Origin of the sequence: Novosphingobium sp. 9U (assembly GCF_902506425.1) — a bacterium.
In the GTDB taxonomy this organism is placed as follows: Bacteria; Pseudomonadota; Alphaproteobacteria; order Sphingomonadales; family Sphingomonadaceae; genus Novosphingobium.
The window spans coordinates 166789-184843 of the sequence record NZ_LR732488.1 but is presented as its reverse complement, the minus strand read 5'-3'; the positions used below and the strand labels follow the sequence as shown (position 1 = coordinate 184843).

Here is an 18055-nt window from a genome sequence, read left to right as displayed (position 1 = left end):
AAGGCCGGGAACGTCACCGCTCCCGGCCTTCTTTCGTGCCTACTGTCGGACGTTCAACCCAGGACGGAGCGGGCGATCAGTCCACGCTGGATCTCGTTGGTGCCGCCGAAGATCGACCAGCAGCGGCCATAGAGATAGTGATGCGCCATTGCGCTGGCACGCTGCAGTGGCGAGAGCGTCGCCCCCGGCGCCAGGTGCAGGTCAGCCGGATCGTGCACCGCGCCGAGCGGCCCCTCGATGGCAAGGGCGATCTCCGACAGCTCCTGCAAGATCTCGGTGCCGCGCACCTTGAGGAACGAAGCCTCCGGTCCATCGCGGCTTGCACCTTGCTGCCACGCGCGGACATAGTCCTGCTCCATGGCACAAAGCGCGGTGAGCTGCACTTCGGCGTCCGCCAGGCGATCGGCGATGAGAGCCACCTGCGCCGTCGCGCCTTCGCTTTGCTCGAGCACGCCGAACATCGCCTTGATATCGTCGAGCAGCTTTAGCTTGGGCCCGGTGTCGGCTATCGACACGCGCTCGTTGGCGAGCAGGAACTTGGCGATCGCCCAGCCCTGCCCCTCGTGACCGACCAGGTTCTCGACCGGGACGCGCACATCGTCGAAGAACACCTGGTTGGTGTGATGCTGGCCGTCGATGGTGACGATCGGACGCACGTCGATGCCCGGCGTGGTCATGTCGATCAGCAGGAACGAAATACCTGCCTGCGGCTTCGCCTCGCGATCGGTGCGCACCAGGCAGTGCATCCAGTCGGCCCAGTGCGCCTCGGTGGTCCACATCTTGGTGCCGTTGACGACGTAGTGGTCACCGTCGCGCACCGCCGTGGTCTTGAGCGAGGCGAGGTCGGAACCGGCGTTGGGCTCCGAGTAGCCCTGGCACCACCATACGTCGCTGAGGAGGATGCCGGGCAAGTGCCGGGCCTGCTGCTCGGCCGAGCCGAAGGTGTAGATCACCGGGCCGACCATGTTCACGCCATAGGGCATGATCATCGGCGCGCCGGCGTGTCCCGCCTCCTGAACGAACGCGAGTTGGCGCGAGAGATCCCACCCCTGCCCACCAAAATCGGTCGGCCATGCAGCGGCGAACCAGCCCTTGTCGCGCAAGAGCTTCTGCCAGGCGACGAAATCCTGCTTGGAGAACTCCAGACCCTTCTCGCCCTTCGCACGGATCTCCGGCGGGAGCTGTTCACGCACGAAAGCCCGCACTTCCGCGCGAAAGCCGCCGAGGCCATCTTCGTCGGCGATCACCGCGTCACCGGACAAGGCGGCGAAGCGCCGGCGGTGGCTCGCAGCGTTGCCCAGCGTGGCGCGGATCGCCGCGAGGCGCCGCATGGAGTGACTGATGTCGAGTTCGTCGGACACGCCCATGCCACCATGCAGCTGCACGGCCTCGTGGCCGACCCGCAAGCCGGCATCGTCCGCCAGCGCCTTCGCCGCGCTGGCGAGCGCCAGGCCCTCGCCGGCGTCGAGCGCGGCGATGGCGCGGTCGGTGAGCGCACGCGCTGCCTCGGTTACGATCTTCATGTCCGCCGCGCGATGCTGCAGCGCCTGGAACGTCGCAAGCGGCACGCCGAACTGCTTGCGGGTGCCGAGATAGGCGAAGGTCTTCTCGCACAGCGTTGCGGCGATCGCCACCGCCTCCGCCGCCAGCGCGCAGGCATAGCGCGCTAAGGCAGTCTCGATCGCACCCGGTGGCAGCTCGAGACGGGTTGCCTCCACCGCATCGAACGTCAGCGTCGCCGCGGACGACGCATCGATCAGACGCGTGGTGTCGAAGGACAGACCCAATGCCGTCGGCGCGACCAATAGGCAAATCGTCTCGCCCGCCGCTTCGGCCGTCACCAGGAGCGAAGTCGCGAGATCGGCATGGCGCACGGCGGGCTTCATCCCGTCGAGCAGCCAGCGATCGCCCTCTTGCCGCGCGGTCATACGGCGCGTCGCGAAAGGATCGAGCCCCTCGTCATGGGCGATGGCGATCACACGCTCGCCCGCGATTACGTCGGGGATGTCGTGCCCAGCCAGCGCGAGCAGCCAGCCGCCGATCGCACTGGCTGCGACCGGTTCAACCACCAGATAACGTCCGACCGCCTGCATTACCGTGGCCAAATCGCGCATCTCTCCGCCGAAGCCGCCGCTTTGCTCAGAGAAAGCGGCTCCCAGGATGCCCTGTTCGGCCAGCTCGGGCCAGAGCGCCATGCGCTGCGGAAACGGCGCCGAGAGCCGATGGCGGCGTGCTTCGAACTCGTTGCGCTCTGCAAGCAGCCGGCCGACCATGTCCGCCAGCATGATCTGCGTCTCAGTCTGGGCGAAGGTCATCGCGGTGCACTCTCCCACAAGCGCCCTTGATCCGGAAGATCGGCGGCGCCGGCCACCTGGCCTCATTCGTTGCCTCTTACGAAAAGGCTTTTAGATTATCTCGCCCAGGACCGTCCCGACCGGGAGCGCCTCCCCCTCCAACACGATGATGCGCAGCGTGCCCGAGACCTCGGCATCGACCTCTTGCGTGGACTTGTCGCTCTCCAGCTCAAACAGCGGCTGACCGGCGGTGACTGCCCCGCCGTCCGCCACGAGCCAGCGGGCCAGGGTTCCCTCGTTCATCGAGAACCCAAGCTTGGGCAGCAGGATTTCCGTTGCCATGATGCCGCCGCCTTAGGGATTGAGCCAGGTGTTGCGATCGATGCCGGCGTTGGCGCGCGCGAAGCCGACGATCTTCTTCACGCCCTCGCCGATCGTGGTGGGATCGCGGCTGGCTTCCATCTGGGGGCCATGCTGCCAGCTTTCGATCACGGAATATCCGTAGCCCCACGCTTCGAACACGCGGCCGGAAACCTCCTTGGATTCCGGACTGGCAAGCCATGTGACCAGCGCGGCGATCCATTCGGGATCGCGCTTCGCCATACGCTCTTCGCTCTGTCCCTTGCTCAACCCTTCGGTCATGCGCGTCTCGGCACGCGGCGCAATGGCGTTGACGGTGACGCCCAGGCGCGCCAGTTCGCGCGCGGCGAGCTGCGTCAGCGTGGCGATCCCGCCCTTGGCGGCCGCATAGTTGGCCTGGCCGATGTTGGCGAACAGCGCCGAGTGCGAGGTCGTGTTGATCACGCGAGCGTCAACGGGATTTCCGGCCTTGGACTCGAGGCGCCAGTAGTTGGCGGCATGGTGCAGCGGCGCGAACGTACCCTTCAGGTGAACCTTGACGACGCTGTCCCACTCGTCCTCGCTCATGTTCACGAGCATGCGATCGCGCAGGATACCGGCGTTGTTGACCAGGATGTCGAGCCGACCGAAGGTATCGATCGCCTGCTGCACCATCTCCTGCGCATCGCTCCAGTTGGAGACATCGGACGTGTTCACCGCCGCTTGGCCGCCCATCGCCTCGATCGCCGCGACGACTTCCTGCGCCGGCGTTTGGTCGGCACCTTCGCCGGCGGCGCTGGAACCGAGATCATTGACGATAACCTTGGCGCCCTGTTCGGCCAGCTTGAGCGCATGCGCGCGTCCGAGACCTCGTCCGGCGCCCGTAACGATTGCGACGCGACCTTCCAGCAAACTCATCATCCCTCCTTCGGCATGGTTGCTCCCATGCCTTCGCTTGCGCTAGACAATGCCCGGCAACTTGCATGATTCTAGTACGCTTGCAAACCGTTTCTGCGTGGCATGTAGCGTGTATTTGAACGAACGAAGACAAGGACGAGACCCTGCGGGCTGGCTTACGATGGATTGCCCTTGACCGAGACACTAGTATGCTTGGCTACGTTCCCGTTGCCCCAAGCAGGGCCACGAACGCAGGATTGAGAGGAACGCCGACTTGACCGCCGATACCGAACCGCCGCGCGACCGCATACCTGGGGAGCCGGGCATCTGGGTGATGATCATGGGCGACCTATTCGTATTCGCCCTGCTGTTCGGGACGGTCGCCTACTACCGGATGCAGGAACCCGCGTTGTTCCACGCCTCGCAGCCGGCGCTGAACCAGGGCCTCGGCCTGTTCAACACGATCGCCCTCCTCACCAGTTCGCTGCTGGTCGTGCTGGGGCTGGAAGCGGCGCGCCACGACGAAGCGGCACGCGCACTGCGCCTTGTTCGCGGAGCACAACTGCTGGGCCTCATGTTCGTCGTGGTGAAAGCGGTCGAGTACTATCAGAAGGGCGGCGAAGGCCTCCTTCCCGACACCAATACCTTCTTCATGTTCTACTTCGTGCTGACCGGCATGCACCTTGTACATGTCATAGTCGGCCTTGTCGCGCTTCACGTCATGAGCCGTATAGTACGTCACGCCCCCAGCGGTACATCGCCGCGGAACCTGCCACTGGCCGAATGCTGTGCGCTGTTCTGGCACATGGTCGACGTGCTCTGGGTCGTGCTCTTCGCCATCTTCTACCTGCACAGGTGAGCCGCCATGACTGCGATCCTCCAGCGACCGATCACGACCTGGGCATTGCTCCTTGTCGCGACCGCATTGTCCTATCTCGCCTGGGTGGACCCGGCACTGCTGGCGCCGCAGATTGCGGGGTCGATCGTGATCGTCATCGCCATGGCGAAGGCTTGGCTGATCGGAATGCGCTTTATGGAGCTGGAGACTGCAGTGCTGCCGCTGCGGCTCGCCTATAGCGCATGGGTGCTGGTCGTCGGCGGCGTCCTGCTGACGATGTTCGCGCTCGGATGAGCCCTGCGGCTCGTTAGTTGCCGCGGGAAACCTCGGCGCAGTAGTCGGCCATGAACTCGTCCGTAACGAGCGGCTCGATCAGCGCCCCCAGCTGCAGCAGGCAGGTGTTCATCACACCCGCCTTGTCAGGCTCAAGATCCTTGTCGCGCGCCTTCTGAAAAAACATGCAGCCCCACATTAGGTACCAGATGTTGTCAGCCAGAGCCGAGGGCGAGTTGGGATAACGCAGCGGCTTGATCGATTGCTCGTTCACGCCGCGCTGGACGATCTGCGACAAGCCCATGCGCGCCTGGTGTTCAACCTTTCGGAATGCCTCTACCAGCCCTGAGTCGAGGCGATGGAGCGACATCATTGAGGTGAAGAAGAACCGATAGTTCCAGATGATCTCCAGCATCGAGCGCAGCAGGCGGTGGCTCTCCGCCGGCGAAGGCACCTTCGCGCCGGTCAGCAGCTCGGTCAGCAACTGCGATTGCAAGCCGCTGATTTCCTGGTCGAACGCGTCCTTCAACGCTAGTACGATGTGGCGCTTCTTGGGAAAGTAATACGTCAGATTTCCCGACATGATGCCGATCCGCTCACAGATCATCGCGATCGAGGTGCCGTCGAAGCCCTCCAGATTGAACAAGTCGCGACTGGCGGTGAGGATCAGGTCCCGCGTGGACGGGCGCGGCAACACCTCGCCCGCCAAGCGGCTGTCGGTGGTCTCCGGTTCCGGTCGTTTCTGACCGCGCACAGCGACCATTCGTGTTCCTTTCGCGACTGCTTCGCTCACGGCCGAAGTGCCAGCTTTTGCAAGCTTCTTCGGCCTCGCGAGACTTACCGGCGGCCGAGATATTTGTCGATCTCCGCATGATAGTGACGGATGCGGCTCTCAGAGTCGCCTAGCAGGATTGCCGTGAACGCCTTGCTGCGGATACCCTTCTGAACCAGCGGCACGCGCAGCGCGTCCTGGGCGAGCACGGCACCGAATTCCTCCAGCGTCTGCGGCGACCGCACCTCCGGTCGCTCGGAGCCATCCCAGCCTGGAGCCGAAGTCGCCTCAGGACCGATCGAAGCGATGTCGATCACGCACTCCTGCGTACCGGGCACCGGCAGGTTGAGCGAGATCGCGCGGTAGAAGCTCTTCTCCGGATCGGTCGGATGCGGGCGGAAGATCTGAATCAGCAGCGCCTCGGCGAAGTAGTTCACCGTGATGTTTGGAAACACAAAATAGTTCCAATCGTCGGTGACGCGACGATCGTCGAGCTGATCGAAGAAGTCGGAATAACCGTGGCGCGCTGCCCACTTGCGCTTGGCATCTGCCAGCGCCTTCCAGTACTCGTAACCCTTCACCTCGGCATAATCATCAGGGTTGCCGCCGAAGAACTGGACGTACATCTGGAGGAACGGATTGACCGCGTCCTGATCCTCGTGCCGACCCGATACGAAGCCGTAAGGGATGATCATCCGGCTGAGGCCATTTGCATAAAGATCGTACTGAGTCTCGTGAGTGGCCGAGAACGGAATGACTTCGGGGTGAACCTCGTCGGCATGGTAGAACTCGATGAACGCATCGAGAGCGGTCTTCCAGTTGGCATCCCAGACCGTCTCGAAGTCACCGATGATGCGGAACTTGTCGAGCGGGAACACCGCCATGTGCTCGGTCATGACGTTGAGGTGCTCGGCCAGGGTGATGCCCTCGTCGGCCATGCTGATGAACACCATCGTGTTCCAGACGCCGCAGCGCATCTCCTTGAGGCCAGGCCGGTGGGCGATGGTCTCCTTGCGGAACAGCAGCTCGTCCTTGATCTCGACGTTCTTACCGTCCCGATCAAACTTCCAGCCATGGAAGTCGCACATGAAGCAGCCGCGCTCACCCAGGCTGCCGAAGCGCTGGTTCACGACGCGGTTGCCGCGGTGCGGGCAGACGTTGAAGTAGGCGCGAACGCCCTCGTCACCTTCCTCGGTGCGCACGACGATGATCGACTCGCGGCCGATCTCGATCATGAAGTAGTCGCCGACTTCCTGCAGGTCGTGGGTCAGGCCGGCGAACTGCCAGGTCTTGGTCCACATCCCCTCCCACTCGAGCTCGGCCTCTTCCTTCGAGTAGTAGCGCAAGGGGCTGACCGGGTTGCCCCCATGATCGATGAAGGGGGCCTTGGCCCCGGGATCGCCGGGCTTTGCGTCGGGGTAGACGACGAAGCCGGTCTCATGGCTGTACTCGGGCTTGGCGGGGAAATTCATTGTGCCTCTCCAGATTCGGGGGCATGGCGTTATGGTGCGCCAGCTTACGTGTGAGATAGCGAGTCTTGGCCGATTGCGTCAACCTCTCTAGGAGGCTTATACAAGGTCGGACTTGGTCAGCAAAGCATATGATTTGTGCGGCCTGCAAGCCGGTCTCCTTTCGATAGATAGGTTGCGCCAGATAGATACGAGGAGAGAGGCGATGAACGCTCCAATCACCCCTGCAAACACTGCCGTGCCAGCGCTCGATCCGCAGGAAGTGAGCCTTTCGCGCACAAGCACGTGGAGCGGCACCGAAACCGCCGACTTCTACGGCCCACAGCCCGGCAGCGATCCTGCCTATGCCGAGAAGCTGGGCGATCCGGGGCAATATCCCTTCACCCGCGGCAGCTATCCCAAGATGTACCGCAGCCGGATGTGGACCTTGCGCAACATCGTCGGTTACGGCGCTCCTGAGGATACGCTGGAGGGCATCCACCAGTCGCTCGCGGGTGGATCGACCGGCATCAACATCGTGTTCGACGTGCCCACGCAGCAGGGTATCGATCCCGATCACCCGGCGTTCGGCATGGAAGTCGGCCTGGAAGGCTGCTCGGTGCCCTCGCTCCCCGACATGGAGCGCCTGCTCGCCGACATCGACATCACCCGCACCGATGTCGCCTGGCACGCGACGCTGTTCGCCTACACGCTGTGCGCCGCCATGGCGAAGCGGCGCGGCATTCCGCTCGATCACATCCAGGGCTCGCACATGCCCGACCACCTGCAGCAGACGCTATCGGGATGGGGCACGCGGATCGTGCCGACCGACCTTGCGCACCGGGCCACCGTCGATTGCGTCGAGTTCTGCGTGCGCAACAGCCCGCGCTGGGCGCTCGGCATGCCGCAGGCCTACGATTTGCGCGAACGCGGCGCGACACCTGCGGCCGAGATCGCTTTCGGCATGGCGATCATCAACAAGACCATGGAGGACCTGCAGACGCGTGGCCTTCATGTCGACCAAGTCGCGCCCAGCATCGCATGGGTTTCCACGTCCGACATCGATTTCTTCGAGGAAGTCGCCAAGTTCCGCGCACTGCGCCGCATCTGGGCAAGGACCATGCACGAACGCTTCGGCGCGCAGGACGCGCGCAGCATGCGCCTTCGCGCCGCCTGCCACACATCCGGCAAGAGCCTCGTCTTCCAGCAGCCGATTAACAACATCACCCGCGCCGCGATCCAGAGCTTTGCTGCACTATGCGGCGGCGTGCAGAGCCTGGAGGCCTGCACTTACGACGAACCGGTCTCCATCCCGACGGTCGAGGCACGCGAGATCGCGACCCGTACGCAGCAGATCCTGGCCCACGAAGTCGGCGCCGCACGAGTCGCCGATCCGCTGGGCGGCAGCTACTATGTCGAGGCGCTGACCGACGGTATCGAGCGCGATGCCCTCGCCCTGCTCGCCGAAGTCGAAGGCATGGGCCTGCTCAACGCCGTCGAGAGCGGCTTCATCGAAGGGTGGATGGACGAGGCGAACTTGCGCTTCGAGGAAGAGCTGGAAGCGGGTGCCCGGCTACAGGTCGGCAAGAACTGCTACCAGGCCGAAGGCAGCCACATCCCGCCACGCTTCGCCTTCAATCCCGCCAACACCCAGGAGCACATCGAGCGCTTCAAGGCGATGAAGCGCGACCGCGACCAGTCGTCGGTCACGAATGCGCTGCGTCGCCTCCATGCGGATGTTCGCGAAGGCCGCAACATGCAGCCCGGCATGATCGACGCGTTTCTCGCCTCGGCCTCGATCGGCGAGACCTGGGGCATGGTGCGGCTGGGAATGGGCCAGTCCTACGACCCGTACAACACCGTCACCTGCCCGTTCGACCTGAGCTGAACGGGCAGGCGCCGGCCGCTAGAATGAGATCCGCCCTTCGACGGTGAAGGTGCGCGGTTCGCCCGGCACCAGCGTGTTGACCTGGTAGATCTCGCCGGCTTGCAGGCCGCCGACGTAGTAGACCTTCTTGAAGGCGTTCTTGAGGTTGGCGATAATCGACCAGCCTGCAACCTCGTCGCTCACGCCCAGGCGGAAGTTGGCGGTCGTGTAGCCCGAGATGCGCGTGCCGGCGAAGTTGGCCGAGCGCGGCGAGGTGGTTGTCGCCGACTGGTGATACGCGTCGCCATGCGCCAGCAGCGTCAGCGATCCAGCGGGCACCCGCACATCAGCGAACAGCGCGCCGCTCGTCTTGGGCGTGTCTGGAACCTGATCGAAGACTTGCGGGACGCCGACCACCGACACGTTGCGGTCGGTGAACTTGGCATTGGTGTAATTGAACGTGCCGCCCAGCGTCAGCACCTCGATCGGCTTGACCTGCGCCTCCAGCTCAGCGCCATAGGTGTGCGCCTTGGGCACGTTGACGGTGACCGTCGCGATGTTGCCGCCGATGAAGGCGAATGCGGCGCGCTGACTGTCGCTGATCCAGTTGTAGTAGCCATCAGCGCTGATCCGGAACGGCATGGCGCCGAGCCGACCGTTGAACTTGGCGCCCACTTCGGCATCGGTCACCCGCTCGGGCCGGTAGAGGTCGCCGCCGACCGAGCCGTCGCCTTCGACAGGAGGGGACTGGCCGTTGAAGCCCCCGCTGCGGAAGGCCCGGCGGCTGACGGCGTAGAACAGCAGCTGCGGACTGGCCTGGTATTGCAAGCCGAGGGTCCAGCTCAGGTTCTCGAACGTGCGGCGCTTGTCCAGGCTGTAGCCCGCCGGCGGTGTGGGACCAAGCGCCTCGAAGAACGCGTCGCCCGGCAGCAGCGTCTTGCCGACCTTTTCGCGGGTGTAGCGCAAGCCTCCAGTCAGTCCTACACCGGTGTCGCCCAGGTGGTAGGTGACCTGGCCGTACCCGGCCAGCGTCTCGTTCGTGATGCGGTAGATGTTCGCCTGCGAGACGCCGCCGAACACCACGTCGAAGTACTGCGTCACGAAGTTGGTGATCGACTTCTCGTTGGCGTAGTAGCCGCCGACCACGTAATCGAGCTTCCCGGCGGTGCCGACAAGTTGCAGCTCCTCGGTGACACCGTGATAGATCGCCGCGAGTCCCTGCCCGCTGCCTCTGGGTCCGGTCTGGGCGATGCCGAACACGGTGCCGTCCGCCTCGAAGCCGGTCAGCGAGTGCGCATCGACAAGCCCGAAGATGTTCTTGAGCTTGGCGGTGTCGCTCAGTCTGACGGTGGTGGTGTTGGTGACGATGGTCGTGCGGTTATCGGCGATGTTCTCGCCGTCGACGTTGATGTCGTATGGCCCGCGCGCCTGCTGCGCGGCCAGTTCACCGCTCAGACCGGCTGTGGGATGGGCGGCGAAATAGGCGTTGTAGAAGCCCGACACCAAGGGCGACACCGGTGGGCACGCGCCCAGCCCGGCGAAGCCCTGCACGGCGCACTGACCGGTCAGCGTGGCTGTCGGCGTGGACGTTCCGGCGTAGAGGTAGGCCGCCGGGACGTAGGGCGTGCCGGTGCCCGTGTACGGCAGCAGCCCGGAGATCACGCCAACCGTGTTTTCGCTGTTGGACTTGTAGTAATCGACCACCAGCTCGTTGGTGACGTCGGGGCCGAGATGCGCGGTGAGGCTTGGGCGGAAGCCGAACTTGCGCTGCTTGCCCTCGTCCTTGCCGGTGAAGAGGTTGTGCTGGAAGCCATCGCGCCGCGAGTAGAAGCCCGCCACGCGCAGCAGCAGGTCGTCGCCCGAGAGTGGCAGATTTATCGCCCCCTCAGCCCTGGCCTGGTCGTAGTTGCCATAGAGCGCGCTGGCATAGCCGCCGAGCGTCTCCTCGGGCTTGTGCGTCGTGAACAACAGCGCGCCGCCAGTGGCGCTGCGGCCGAACAAGGTCCCCTGCGGACCTTTGAGCACTTGCACCGATTGCAGGTCGTAGAAGGCGGAGGAGCCGCTCTGGCTGCCGATCTGCACCTCGTTGAAGTACGGCATCACGCCGGGACGCACGTTGCTGAACGGGTCCTGCGTGTTGCCGCGCAAGGAGAAGTTGAGCTGCTCGGAACTGAGACCGCTGCGCACCGACAGACCTGGTGCCGCGGCCCGCAAGTCGTCGGAGCGAGTGATCTGCGCCTCGGCCAAGGCCTGGGCGGAGAGCACCGTCACGGCGACCGGCGTGCGCGACAGGTTTTCCGACCGGCGCTGCGCAGTGACGACGATCTCGTCCGAGGGTTGCTCCGGCGCGCTCTGCGCCAGCGCTGGAGCGGCCGGCAGCATGCATACGCCCGCCAGCAACATGATCTTGCCGTTCATCCTGTCCCCCTGTTGCCCGCTCAAGCGAGCCGATTATTTCAGCACACTAGCTAAGACCTCTGCCCGCTGTATCCTTGAACGTCTTCTCGGCGGCCACGCGTTCGAGCCAGGAGACGATCTGCGGCGTGGTCGTGCCGGGACCGAACAGCCCGTCGACACCCATCGCTCGCAATGCGGCTTCGTCATCGGGGTGGACCAGACCGCCCACCATGATGCTGACCTCGCCAAGCCCAGCGGCCTTCATCGCGTCGGTGAACTGCTGCATGTAGACCAGGTAGCCTGCGGTCGAGAAACTCAGGCCCACGAACGCGGGATCGGCCTCACGCACGCTCGCCACCATCTGGTCGATGGTCAGGTGCTCGCCGGCGAACACGACGTCGATGCCGGCCGAGCGCAGCATGCTGGCGACCGTGCGGATGCCCTTGGTGTGCACGTCCGAGCCGAGCATACCCAGCACGCAGCGGATGGCATTGCTCTGCGCGGGCTGCTGGGTCGCCATCGCTGGTTCGACTGCCTCGCTCACGTCACTTCTTCGAGCGGAACAGCGTCCACAGCCCGAACAGCCCGGCGCCCAGGATCCACGGCGCGGGCGTGCCCTGCAGCGGCATCGCCGCGGCCTTCGCCATCGTCGGCAGCGACATCTGCTTGAGCGCCATGCGCATGTCCTCGGGCTTGAGCACGGCTTTCACCGGCACCGCGCCCATGATCGTACCGGTGACGACCAGATTGCCGCCTTCCGCGACGATCTCGGCGATGTCCATCAACTCGGAATTGTCGGTGGTGTAGAGTTTCATAGCCCAGTCCTTTGCCTGCCGGTCGCCGCCACCTTCACAGATGGAACACCGAATTGAAATTGATCCCCATGTCCGTGCACATGACCATCGCCGTCGGGCGCCCGCCGAGCGTGACCGTGCCGCCCGGATGCATGAACGGCCCCGTGAGATAGAGACCACCGATGCCGGGCACGCGATAGTTGGCCAGCGCCGGCGTCGGGCGGCGGCCAAGGATCTGGCCACCGGCGGTGCCGATGCCGAAGATATCGCCGTTCTGCATGCTGGCGCTGTGGCGGTGGTGATCGAGCGGAGTCTCGATCAGCCGGCCGAGGATATGCTCATCGGTGATGTTGGTGGTGTATGACTTAAAGGCGTCCCAGACGTATTCGCCATACTCGTCGCGCAAATCCTCCCACGCCGAAAGGCCACCGTCCTTCAACTTCATGGGCGCGAAATGATAGAGGTACAGCGCACAGTTCTCGGGCTTGGGAACGCGCGTCTTGTCGATGTAGCTGTTGATGATGGTCAGCGGATTGAAGTGACCGTGCGGCACCTCACCGTACTTGTACCCATCATAGATCTTGCGCATGCCTTCAAAGTCGCCGCGGGGCATGTATTCCACGACCATTGACTTCTTGAGAATTGGATCGTTTGCGCCGATGTAGATCGGCTCGACTGATAGCGAGATCTGCTGATTCACGGCGCCGTGGTTCGACAGGCGCACTTCACGTGCTTCCTTGGCGATACGCGGGTCGACCTCCGGAATCAGGTCGCCGAGCAGCCAGGGATGGATGGAGGCGAGCACCGCCTTGCGCGCCATGATAGTCTCTCCATCGGCAAGCTCAACACCGGTGGCGCGCCCGCCCGAGACAATCACGCGGGTGACCTGCGCGTTGGTGCGCACCGTGCCGCCGAAGTGTTCAATCGCCTGCGCCAGCTTGTTCGAGAGCTGCTGCGTGCCGCCCTTCACCGCGAAGGCACCATTGGCATGAACCAGCGCGAAGAGGTTGAAGACGAGGATGCCGGTGCCGTTGGCTTCCGGGTTCTCCATCGCCTCGCCGATCCACTTGAGGTGGTGGAGGCGCACCTCGGTCGATTCGAAGTAGCTGCAGATGATGTCGTACGCGCTGATGTAAAGGCTGCGAACTACCTCGTCGCCAAGCGCGCTGCCGCCCAGGAGTTCCATGAATCGGTTGAACGGCATCGGCGGATTGGCCATGCCCATGCTGAGCAGCGGCGCCAGGGTAACGCAACGCCGGCCGAGTTGGCGATAGGCCTCTGCGTCCTTCTCGGAGAACTGCGCGATCGAAGCCGCGGTTGCGTCGATATCCTTGCTGGACACCAGGATCGAGCCATCATCGAACAGCGTTGTAAAGGCCGCTTCCCACTCGATGAACTCGAGGCCGAACTTCGAAAACAGTCCCAGTTCGTCGTTGCGCAGCGCTGGACTGCTGAAGCAGGTCATCAGGCCCGTGGCGTGGGGGTCGTGAATGAAGCCTGGTGCGACCTCGGTGGAAACGGCGCCGCCGCCGACGTGATCGTTCTTCTCGAGGACGAGCACGCTCTTGCCAGCCTTGGCCATGTAGGCGGCCGCAGTCAGCGAATTCGAGCCGCCGCCCACCACCACGATGTCGTGTGTAGCCGTCACAGAAACATCCTCTCGATCCGGAATCAAACGGTTTGTAGGCTTACTTGTTTGATCACGTTTAGGATGTCTGATCCATCCCTGTCCAGTACCTTTTTCCGGCGATACACGCGACACTTTCTATGATTGACGGCAAATTTGCGTATGCCTAGTATGCTTAACCAAGAGGCTCGAGATGAGCCAGACATCACGGGGTGAGAGGGAATGGACGCGACACTGACGGGGCTCGGCTTCGACCTGACCAGCGGTTGGGGCATCTTCTGGATCTGCACGGCCTGGACCTTTCTGGTGGTGACGCTGATCTGGATCATCGGCCTGTTCCAGCCGACACACTCGATGATGGATGGCTGGTACGGCTTCGGCTACGCCACCGCGGCCTGGGTCGCCTACCTGCTCACCCGCACCGCCTCGCCCACTGCAGCCGCGGTGCTGTTGATGACGTCGCTGCACGGCTGCCGCCTGGGGTGGTACTTGTCCAAGCGCTGGTGGGGCTATCGCAAGACGACCGGCGGCGACGCGCGCTACTTCGGGTTCAAGGACAAGCTCTCGCCCGGGTACTGGTGGAAAAGCTTTTTCGTCGTCATGGAGCCGCAGGCGCTGGTCATTGCGTTGATCGGCATCCCGTCGGTATGGGGCATCATCGGCAACCGCGGTTTCGAAGGGCCGATAGGCCCGATCGGCTTCCTCGGCATGATCGTGTTCGGCATCGGCTACTATTTCGAAACGGTCGGCGACGGCCAGCTTCAGGCGTTCAAGGCCGACGCTCACAACAAGGGCCGTTACTTGCGCACGGGCGTGTGGACCCACACGCGTCACCCCAACTACTTCGGCAACACGACGGTGTGGTGGGGCATCTGGTTGACTGCGGTCGCAGGCAACCCGGCGATCTGGTGGACGGTGATCGGTCCGGTGGTGAACACGATCATGCTCACCGGCGTGCTCGGGAAGGCCTTCCAGGACAAGCACATGGGCGTACGCCCGGAGTACCAGAAGGTCATGGCGGAAACGCGCGGCTTCCTTCCCCTGCCCGTTCCCAAGCGCTAGGGTTAGGCGCCAGCCTGCGATCCGGATACACTATGCCTGCCGCTCTCGCCGAACATGTCGAGCACGACGTCGCTGCGAGCGCGCAAGTTGCCGCCGGAACCCCGCTGGGCGTCAAGGCAGGTGCGTGGCACGTCGTGCTCGCGCGGACGGAGGATGGCGTCGTACACGCTCTCAACGATCGCTGCCCGCATGCCGCTTCACGGCTCTCGACAGGGCGGATGCGCAAGGGTCAGCTCATGTGCCCTCTGCACGGAGCGCGCTTCGGTGTGACGAGCGGGCATTGCGTCGGTGCGGCTTACGCTCCAGTCCGCACCTTTCCGGTGCGCGAGGACCGAGGCCGGGTGCTCGTCTCGGTCCCCACCCGCCCTCCCGAACTCGCCGAAGTGCCGTTGTTTTGAACGTCCGGATTTCCGCCGCGGCGGCCAAGAAGCCGCGTCCTACGCAGCAGCGCGTGCTTGCCGTCAGCGCCGAGTTGTTCAATCTCCATGGCGTAGAAGCTGTCTCCGTCGGCATGATTGCCGACCACATGCAGATCAGCCCCGGCAATCTGACGTACCACTATCGCCGCAAGGCCGACCTGATCGAGCACCACTTCGCCTTGCTCGGGACTTGTGCCGTGACGGCGCTCGAAACCTTCCCGGTCGGGGCTGAGCCGCGCGCATTTGCCCGCGCGCTGTTCGACTTCCTCAGCGAGGTTTACCAGTACCGCTTCCTGTTTCTGGGCGCGAGCTTCATCACCAAGAATGATCTTCTCGCCACGTACCGATATCGTCGGCTGCTGCGGCGGGCACATGCCATGACCAACCGCCAGGTCGAGCGGCTGATAGCGCAAGGTCACATGCCACCGCTAGCTCCGCCGATCACCGTGTCACTGTGGATGGAGAGCATTTGGTGGCAGCTTTTGGGCAAGCTGCTGTCCATGCAAATCACGCCCCCTCGTGAGGACGAAGGCGCCAGCCGGGTCGTGGGGCGAGCCATCATCGAGATCATCCTGAGCAACCCGCACTGCGCGACGTTACCATTCTTCCATCAATTGCGTGCCGAGACCGAACGGCTCGCGCGCGGGTGAGACCCTGACGCGTCAGCGGGGGGCATCGGCGGTGCAAGGGCTTCGTGCTCAGACGCCGATGTACTCACCGAACCGATCGGCATAAGAAGCGAAGATCGCGCGCAGGGCTTCGTCGCTGGTCCCGAACATCTCGGCCGAGTAGCGCGCGCTGCCATGCTTCTCGCGCCCGTTGGCAGCCTCCCAGGCAAGCATCCGTGCTGCCGCAGCCTCGCTGAGCGGCATGCCGAGGAAGTCGTACACACTGCGCGCCGCAGCAGGACCGTCATGGGTGATCTGCGCGAAGGGCAGGTCCAGCACCGGCATCGAAGTGCCGCTGCGCCAGGCCAAGTGACTGTCCGCCGCCTGGGAAAACATCCCCGCCAGCATCGCGCCGAGGTTTGCCGGTTGTGAGGCATCGCTGAAAAGCCGGCGATAGCCGTTCGATGTCGCGGCGATCGAGGGGATGCACTTGGCCGGGTCGCGATGGCTGACGATAACCTTGATGCCCCCGAACGCCTGCTCGAGCAGCGCCTCGGCCCCGAAGTGCGTAGGCGACTTGATCAGCCACGGCTTGCCGGCCTGGCCCGTCTGCCACTGGCTATATTGCAGCTGCTGGCGCAAGCTCCTGAACGTAGGGCCGGGATCCACCTGCATCAGCCAGCTCAGATAAGCCGGCACATCGAACACGCCCGCGAAGTTGGGATGGCGGAAGGTGCACTGCAGCAGCCACTGGTCTTCTTCCGCCTCGTCTGTGAATTGCGGGTGACCGCTGAGGATCTCGGGCGAGACCCGGTACATCCAGTCCTCGAACTCCTGTGTAATCCGCCGCCGCTCGTCACGGCCAGCGTCGGGCAAGCCCGGCAGGCGAGAGGGCATGTGCACCTGCCAGAAGCTCAGCGTCTGGAAGTCGCCCGATGCGGCCAGCATGCGATGGAGCTTGGTGCTGCCGGTGCGCGGCAGCGTGCTGATCACGATCGGCGCACCGACCTCCTGCTCCAGGATATCGGGATGGCGCGCAACGTCGTCGACGAAACGCTGGCGATTGGCGACGATGCGCACGAGCCATTGTTCCAGGTGATCTGTGCGATCGGGGCGGATCGCCGCATCGTCGAGCGCGGCTAAAAACACCTCCAGCCCTTCGCGAAAAAACGAGTCGCCCAGCGCGGTCAGTCCGGTCTGCTGGGCGGCCTTTGCGATGATATTGTCGGCTGCAAACATGGCTGGCTAATACGTTGGCGTACTATGTTTGTCGACCGAAAGCAGGGCAGCCGGGCGTGAAAGTGCGAGCCGAAGCCAAAACGAATTGCGATCCGCACTTGAAATCGCCTCAGATATGGTTAGCCAACGTACAGAGAGGAAGGGGAGGTGACGGCGATGCACTTCATTGATGGCAGCGCGGTACATGTCTACCCACCGCAAGATGAGCGCCCTCACCCTCCCGGCCCTGACGAGAGCTGGCAGGAAAGCTTCGTCATCTACTGGTATGATCCGGAAACTCGCGTCGGAGGCGGCTTCCGCCTCGGCACCGAGCCCAACCACGAGGGCGGCCGCAGCCAGTTCCTGATCATGCTGCTGACGCCTGAGGGCGCCTATCGCCGCATCACTTGCGTGCCCTCCCAACCCGGGGATGTCAGCGCGGATGGCGTGGCCAGCGGCGACGGCACCTTGCGGTACCGCTTCGATGGCGAGCGGATCTACTGGACTTTGCAGGAAGCGGGCGTCGCCGTCTCGCTCACGGTCGAACTCACCGTGCCGCCGGTAAATGCCCACCGCCGAGCCGGGATCGGCAGCGCCGAGGCGGTGATGAGCGCGCATGTCGACGCCGCATGCAAGGTGACCGGCTCGGTGATGCTGGAGGGGCGGGCCTATGCGGTCGACGGCTTCGGCATCCGCGACCATGCCTGGGGCAACCGCGACCTTTCCACGTTGCGTTCGCATCGCTGGCTCATCGCCGACATGGGCGATGGCGATACCTTCGTGGCGATGACCTTTCTCTCCGCGGACGATACGCTTGCCAAGTTCGGCTGGATGATCCGCGGAAACACGGTCCATCTCGCGAGCCACGTCGCCACCAGAGCACATGTCGACGACGATGGCGCCACGGCCTGGGGCGGCACCCTGGCCATGACACTCGATACGGGCGAGTCAATCGAGGCGCGCTTCGATCCCGTCTACCGGCCATTCGGCCTGGGCTGGACCTTCATCCACCCGACCTTCTACACCGACGCTTACTGCCGCGTGACGATCGGCGAGCGCACCGGCTTCGGCATCTTCGAGGCCTCAGCCAACATCCGCGGCGGCACCCTGATCCCCGCAACGACCGACGGCGCCATCGTCCGCGATGGCTTCCACCCCGACGTGCGCCCGCTGTGAAACGCCTTCTTCCCTAACTCTCTGAG

Annotated in this window: 17 protein-coding genes; 7 read left to right on the top strand and 10 right to left on the bottom strand. The window is 64.0% G+C overall.

Going from position 1 to position 18055, the window contains the following annotated elements:
* Window positions 1-53: 53 nt before the first annotated feature.
* The 3 genes from GV044_RS15065 to GV044_RS15055 form a co-directional block, all read right to left on the bottom strand.
* Window positions 54-2315 carry an acyl-CoA dehydrogenase family protein gene (locus GV044_RS15065; RefSeq protein WP_159872321.1) on the bottom strand — a complete coding sequence of 754 codons (2262 nt, stop codon included), beginning with the start codon at window positions 2313-2315 and terminating at the stop codon, window positions 54-56.
* Window positions 2316-2405: 90 nt separating this feature from the next.
* Window positions 2406-2636 (bottom strand): biotin/lipoyl-containing protein, encoded by a 231-nt coding sequence (locus GV044_RS15060; RefSeq protein WP_159872319.1) that lies wholly within the window; start codon window positions 2634-2636, stop codon window positions 2406-2408.
* Window positions 2637-2648: 12 nt separating this feature from the next.
* The gene (locus GV044_RS15055) at window positions 2649-3551 is read right to left on the bottom strand and encodes an SDR family oxidoreductase (protein ID WP_201299121.1); all 903 of its coding nucleotides are present in this window, start codon (window positions 3549-3551) and stop codon (window positions 2649-2651) included.
* A 253-nt stretch (window positions 3552-3804) separates the two neighbouring features.
* On the opposite strand from GV044_RS15055, the gene GV044_RS15050 reads away from it, so the two are divergent.
* Window positions 3805-4389 (top strand): cytochrome c oxidase subunit 3, encoded by a 585-nt coding sequence (locus tag GV044_RS15050; RefSeq protein WP_159872315.1) that lies wholly within the window; start codon window positions 3805-3807, stop codon window positions 4387-4389.
* Window positions 4390-4395: 6 nt separating this feature from the next.
* On the top strand, window positions 4396-4662 hold the full coding sequence (locus tag GV044_RS15045; protein ID WP_201299120.1) for a cytochrome C oxidase subunit IV family protein: 267 nt from the start codon (window positions 4396-4398) through the stop codon (window positions 4660-4662).
* Between the two features lie 13 nt (window positions 4663-4675).
* Here the strand turns inward: GV044_RS15045 and GV044_RS15040 are convergent, their stop codons facing one another.
* Complete coding sequence (locus tag GV044_RS15040) at window positions 4676-5404, bottom strand: TetR/AcrR family transcriptional regulator (RefSeq protein ID WP_159872313.1); 729 nt, start codon at window positions 5402-5404, stop codon at window positions 4676-4678.
* A 74-nt stretch (window positions 5405-5478) separates the two neighbouring features.
* Window positions 5479-6885: an SRPBCC family protein gene (locus GV044_RS15035; RefSeq protein ID WP_159872311.1), complete on the bottom strand. Its 1407-nt coding sequence runs from the start codon at window positions 6883-6885 to the stop codon at window positions 5479-5481.
* 202 nt (window positions 6886-7087) lie between these two features.
* Here GV044_RS15035 and GV044_RS15030 point away from each other — a divergent pair, with 202 nt between their 5' ends.
* Entirely contained in the window at window positions 7088-8749 is a 1662-nt protein-coding gene (locus tag GV044_RS15030; RefSeq protein ID WP_159872309.1) for a methylmalonyl-CoA mutase family protein, read from the top strand.
* 18 nt (window positions 8750-8767) lie between these two features.
* Here the strand turns inward: GV044_RS15030 and GV044_RS15025 are convergent, their stop codons facing one another.
* The 4 genes from GV044_RS15025 to GV044_RS15010 are packed head-to-tail and all read right to left on the bottom strand — an operon-like array spanning window position 8768 to window position 13567.
* A complete protein-coding gene (locus GV044_RS15025; RefSeq protein WP_159872307.1) occupies window positions 8768-11146 on the bottom strand; it encodes a TonB-dependent receptor in 2379 nt (792 codons plus the stop codon).
* 46 nt (window positions 11147-11192) lie between these two features.
* Window positions 11193-11669 (bottom strand): cobalamin B12-binding domain-containing protein, encoded by a 477-nt coding sequence (locus GV044_RS15020; RefSeq protein WP_201299119.1) that lies wholly within the window; start codon window positions 11667-11669, stop codon window positions 11193-11195.
* A 1-nt stretch (window position 11670) separates the two neighbouring features.
* Complete coding sequence (locus GV044_RS15015; protein WP_159872305.1) at window positions 11671-11940, bottom strand: hypothetical protein; 270 nt, start codon at window positions 11938-11940, stop codon at window positions 11671-11673.
* 34 nt (window positions 11941-11974) lie between these two features.
* Entirely contained in the window at window positions 11975-13567 is a 1593-nt protein-coding gene (locus tag GV044_RS15010; RefSeq protein ID WP_159872303.1) for an NAD(P)/FAD-dependent oxidoreductase, read from the bottom strand.
* 201 nt (window positions 13568-13768) lie between these two features.
* Between GV044_RS15010 and GV044_RS15005 the strand changes: the two genes are divergently transcribed.
* The 3 genes from GV044_RS15005 to GV044_RS14995 are packed head-to-tail and all read left to right on the top strand — an operon-like array spanning window position 13769 to window position 15677.
* Window positions 13769-14608, top strand: a complete 840-nt coding sequence (locus GV044_RS15005; RefSeq protein WP_159872301.1) for a DUF1295 domain-containing protein — start codon at window positions 13769-13771, stop codon at window positions 14606-14608.
* A gap of 32 nt (window positions 14609-14640) precedes the next feature.
* On the top strand, window positions 14641-15006 hold the full coding sequence (locus GV044_RS15000; protein ID WP_159872299.1) for a Rieske (2Fe-2S) protein: 366 nt from the start codon (window positions 14641-14643) through the stop codon (window positions 15004-15006).
* Window positions 15003-15677, top strand: coding sequence for a TetR/AcrR family transcriptional regulator (locus tag GV044_RS14995; protein WP_159872297.1), 675 nt, complete (start codon window positions 15003-15005; stop codon window positions 15675-15677). The genes GV044_RS15000 and GV044_RS14995 overlap by 4 nt, the downstream gene beginning before the upstream one ends.
* A gap of 48 nt (window positions 15678-15725) precedes the next feature.
* Here the strand turns inward: GV044_RS14995 and GV044_RS14990 are convergent, their stop codons facing one another.
* Complete coding sequence (locus GV044_RS14990; RefSeq protein WP_159872295.1) at window positions 15726-16874, bottom strand: sulfotransferase; 1149 nt, start codon at window positions 16872-16874, stop codon at window positions 15726-15728.
* A 156-nt stretch (window positions 16875-17030) separates the two neighbouring features.
* Between GV044_RS14990 and GV044_RS14985 the strand changes: the two genes are divergently transcribed.
* Entirely contained in the window at window positions 17031-18029 is a 999-nt protein-coding gene (locus GV044_RS14985) for a hypothetical protein (protein WP_159872293.1), read from the top strand.
* Window positions 18030-18055: the final 26 nt, after the last annotated feature.